Below are 3,862 nucleotides of genomic sequence, written 5' to 3' on the forward strand. Positions count from 1 at the left end.
GCGAGCTATGCGGAACGTCAAGCCCTCCCGAATCGCGCTGGCCCTCTCGCTCGTGGTTCTTGGCGGCAGTCTCGCCACGCTCGTGAGCGCTACCGGTGCTGCCTCAGCGATCACAGCCGACACCGCCCACGAGTTCGCCGTCGAAGACGGGGCGCTCGTCACCACGGTGGATGGCCGGACGAAGACGCTAGTCCCGGATGTGGGGACAGTCGAACGTATCACCGTCACGACCGTCGACGGACGCCTCCTCGTCCGCACTGAACCGCTTGCCCCGCCCGATGTCAGTGTTACCCAGCGTGCGCGTGCCAAGCAGATCGTGACTGACGAACCCGCCATCGCTAACACGATCGACGCGGCCGGCGGTGCAGTGTACACGATCCGACCCGTTCCGGACGGCGTGTCCAGCGACCGGGCAGCGGTCGTCGGGGCGGACGCGGAGCGGCCGTGGAACCACCTTGTCTTGGCTACCGACGCCGCGTTCGTCGCCCGTGATAGTGCTGACGCGAACGCGCTCGTACTCGAACGGGAGAGGCAGTTGAACGCCACACAGCGGGCACTGGTCGTCGTTGACTTGCCGAACGACGACGTACGGTACAGCGTCGTCGTCAACCTCGACACCGAACGGTTCGAGTCGTTTGTCCGGCTTGATCCGACGATGGGGTAAGCCGATGATGCGCGCCCTTCAACGGACGGACGCACTCGCCGCCGTCGTCCTCGTCGGTACCGCAGCCGCGCTCGGCGTGGAGTTTCTCACCCCATCGTCGGCCGTGTTACAGATCGGCAACACGAGTACGACCACCCAGCTTCCGGGCCAGTACTTCCTGCTCCGGGATGTCGTGGTGATCACCATTGCAGCGGTCGCTTTCGGTGGGAGTCTGACGTATCTGCTCGTCGGCGCGGCTCCCCGCGCTGAACCGGCCGGTGAACCGACTGCGCCGGAACCGGCCACCGATGCCGACGACGACCCCGCACCAACGGACGACCTCCTGGAAGCGCGCCGCCAGGAGTGGCAAGAGAAGGCTGATCGTCTCGCCGACAGCGAGCAAACTGTCTACAAGACGATTCTCGACGCCGACGGGGTCCTCTCCCAGAGCGACATTGTCGAGCGGACACCCCTCTCGAAAGCGACTGTCAGCAGGTCCCTCGACGGTCTCGAAGCGAAGAACCTCGTCGAACGCAAGCGGCGCGGCGTCGGCAACGTTGTCTTGCTCCGGTGACCCCACAGCAGCGGTTCACCACTCCAGGGAGCGACCCACCTGTCGGGACAGTCCTGTCGGCACTGCAGCATCTCATCCCTGTAGTGCCGCGTGCATATGCTCGCGCGCCGCGGACACGATAACCGGGCGTAGAGTAATTGTCGAAACGCCGGCCGTCCTCACAGTGACTAAGTTTGTGTTGCGAACAGGGAATACGCTATTACCAAAAAGCCAAGCGTCGTTAGTGCACTTTCGACCAACAGAGCATCGTGTGTGCTTATTAGGAGGAGTTGATCGCCTACACCGGCAAAAAAGGAGCCGGCGGTAACGATGCCAAAGCCGATCGCGAGATACGATAAGCCGGTCCACCTCGTTTTCCGGGCAGCGTTCGCGGCGACAAGCGTGATGAAGCCGCCGACGAGCAGTGTCAGAGTCTTGAATATGACAACGGTGGTCGGAATACTCTCTGTCATAGTTCCTCACTGATCCGTGACCAGAATTGAGCGAGTCGCTGTGAGACGCTCAGCGGTTCGCGGAGTACGTGTGCGTCGAGGCCGCTGTCGGCTTCCCAGAGTACGAGCGCACTCGTAACGTCGCGCTCGTAGGTTTTGACGTGATGCCCATCGGTCCGTAGTTCCGTTCCCTGCTTCACAAGTTGTGTTTCGGACAGCATCTCCAGTTTTCGATACGCACTTGTTTCCGAGAGATCACAGCGTTCGGCGATCTCGCTAGTACTCCGTGCTGTGTCCAATTCATCCAGAATGTCGCGGCACTCGGGATCCGCCACCGCTTCGAGGACTGTTTGTATCTCGCTGTCAGCGATTGATTCAGGGTTCATTATCTTCTGGGGCCACTGCGCCGATGCCACAGACCACATCGTCTCGCGAGCAGTGGGTGGGAGGGCAAAACTTGTGCTCTGTCTACTGCTGATGCCGGTTCGTAGTCGATCATTGATAGCGGTCATCCGTGTCTCAGATCGATGCGGTGACTGTTCCTCGGAGCTACACATTTTGGGAATAAAGAAAACAATGATCCGTTTCATATTTTGGAACGCAGCACCCCATTTTGTAGGCCAACAATCAGAATTGGGTAGTGGCATGAAATCTGGTCCCACACGGCGTCAATTCGTCGGAAGTACCGCCCTCTTTGGACTCACGGCTGTGGCCGGCTGTCTCTCAACAGCCGAGTCGACCGCTGACGAGAGCACCACGAGTGATGCACCAGCAACCGATTCACCGCAGCAGTCGCCACCGGAGTCCTTAGACGAATGGCTTTCGGACGCAAATGGATACGATGGTGACATCAGACGACACTCACCGCAATCGCGCCCGCGAATCAGGGTCGGCCACTCCACTGATGATGGGATCGCGTTCGCGCCGGCGGCGATTGAAGTTGCGCCTATGACGAAGGTTACATGGGACTGGTCTGGGGTCGGAGGCCAGCACAATGTCGTTGCTCTCGATGGCACGTTTGACAGCGGCCGAACCAACGCACAAGACGGCACCTGTTATGAATACTTGTTCGAGGAACCCGGCGAATACCGATTCGTGTCAGAACCCCACCGCGACGAAGGCATGAAAGGTGCCATCGTTGTAAAAGAGCCACCAGCTACCGGCAACGAGATGGTTGACCAATGGGTTGTCGACAGCAGCAACTTTGACGGGAACATCGTTGACCAACGTGGGTCTAGCTCTGCGACGATTACTGTGGGCGCAGAGGGCAATGGTGGCCAGTTCGCCTTCGACCCACCCGTACTGAAAATCAGTGAAGATACGACCGTCACGTGGGAGTGGACTGGCAATGGTGGACCACACAACATCGTGTTTAAAGACTTGGACCTCTCTTCCAGCGAACTCACACACGATCCGGACGCAGAGTTCGAACACACATTCGAGGAAACTGGCACGTACCGTTACGCCTGCGCGCCACACAAAGGAGTCGGGATGAAGGGCGCTATTATCGTCGAGTGAATCCCAAAGCAAAAGAACCGCAACACTGCTTACGGCGACTCGCGCCCCTCGTGAGTTCCAATTGAGAAGCGGAGACCGAAGCGTCGACATATCGCACTCTGCTGAGCCTAATATCCTCCCGCGCCGCGGGCTGCAACGCTCGCGTATACGCTTGCGCCAACTGGCTCTCGACCACGTCCAGATTAACGTCGCTCACCAGGCATCACCCCGGTATTCCAGGAGTCGCCGAGCGTCTCGAAGAGTCGGTGCGTCTGCCGTCAGGGCACCCCGTTAACCAACACACGGCAGGGGGCGGTGGTTGTGTTGGTTAAGCAGTGGCGTTGTTGGACGCTTGGCAGTGCGGGCGAGCGCTGTGGCAGTCCAAGACGTGAGTTGCGCAGTATCTGTCAGACGGGAGTTGCTGAATGGAGAGGATGCATCGACCAAATCAGACGCACGAACCCACCAATCTGATGGACACGCAAATTGAGGCTTGGAGTTACTCACCGGCCGCGTTCAGCGCACTGTTCAGCTCGAACAGTTCCTGCACAACATCGCTCTTGGCGACTCGATACCGGCGCGGTGATGAGTTCGCTACTCCCTCAACGATCTCGGTATCCAGCAGGAGATCGATGTATTTGCTCACTGTCTGCCGGGTCACACCAGCGTGATCCGCCAGTTCTGTCTTGGTGAACTCCCGCCCCGGCGGAAGGGTGA

6 protein-coding genes are annotated in these 3,862 nt (G+C 59.5%); 3 read left to right on the top strand and 3 right to left on the bottom strand.

Annotated features, from left to right (window positions below; genetic code table 11):
* Together BMX17_RS24590 and BMX17_RS24595 are read left to right on the top strand one after the other, a co-directional pair.
* A partial coding sequence (locus tag BMX17_RS24590) for a hypothetical protein (RefSeq protein ID WP_211611491.1) occupies positions 1 to 664 on the top strand: 664 nt, incomplete at its 5' end.
* Between the two features lie 4 nt (positions 665 to 668).
* Positions 669 to 1,217: a helix-turn-helix transcriptional regulator gene (locus BMX17_RS24595; RefSeq protein WP_092665216.1), complete on the top strand. Its 549-nt coding sequence runs from the start codon at positions 669 to 671 to the stop codon at positions 1,215 to 1,217.
* 167 nt (positions 1,218 to 1,384) lie between these two features.
* Here BMX17_RS24595 and BMX17_RS24600 read toward each other — a convergent pair whose 3' ends face one another.
* Positions 1,385 to 1,669, bottom strand: coding sequence for a DUF7521 family protein (locus tag BMX17_RS24600; RefSeq protein WP_092665219.1), 285 nt, complete (start codon positions 1,667 to 1,669; stop codon positions 1,385 to 1,387).
* Complete coding sequence (locus BMX17_RS24605; RefSeq protein ID WP_092665225.1) at positions 1,666 to 2,034, bottom strand: winged helix-turn-helix domain-containing protein; 369 nt, start codon at positions 2,032 to 2,034, stop codon at positions 1,666 to 1,668. The genes BMX17_RS24600 and BMX17_RS24605 overlap by 4 nt, the downstream gene beginning before the upstream one ends.
* 259 nt (positions 2,035 to 2,293) lie before the next feature.
* Here BMX17_RS24605 and BMX17_RS24610 point away from each other — a divergent pair, with 259 nt between their 5' ends.
* A complete protein-coding gene (locus tag BMX17_RS24610; protein WP_092665222.1) occupies positions 2,294 to 3,166 on the top strand; it encodes a halocyanin domain-containing protein in 873 nt (290 codons plus the stop codon).
* A gap of 478 nt (positions 3,167 to 3,644) precedes the next feature.
* Here BMX17_RS24610 and BMX17_RS24615 read toward each other — a convergent pair.
* Positions 3,645 to 3,862, bottom strand: a 218-nt coding sequence (locus BMX17_RS24615; RefSeq protein ID WP_139203786.1) for a helix-turn-helix domain-containing protein, incomplete at its 5' end; no start/stop codon positions are given.

It is taken from the genome of Halorientalis persicus (assembly GCF_900110215.1).
GTDB classification, from domain to species: domain Archaea; phylum Halobacteriota; class Halobacteria; order Halobacteriales; family Haloarculaceae; genus Halorientalis; species Halorientalis persica.

Excerpts from the sequence above, each read along its gene's own strand:
- BMX17_RS24595 (WP_092665216.1), top strand. The coding sequence starts at position 669 with ATGATGCGCGCCCTTCAACGGACGGACGCACTCGCCGCCGTCGTCCTC.
- BMX17_RS24610 (WP_092665222.1), top strand. The coding sequence starts at position 2,294 with ATGAAATCTGGTCCCACACGGCGTCAATTCGTCGGAAGTACCGCCCTC.
- BMX17_RS24600 (WP_092665219.1), bottom strand. The coding sequence starts at position 1,669 with ATGACAGAGAGTATTCCGACCACCGTTGTCATATTCAAGACTCTGACA.
- BMX17_RS24605 (WP_092665225.1), bottom strand. The coding sequence starts at position 2,034 with ATGAACCCTGAATCAATCGCTGACAGCGAGATACAAACAGTCCTCGAA.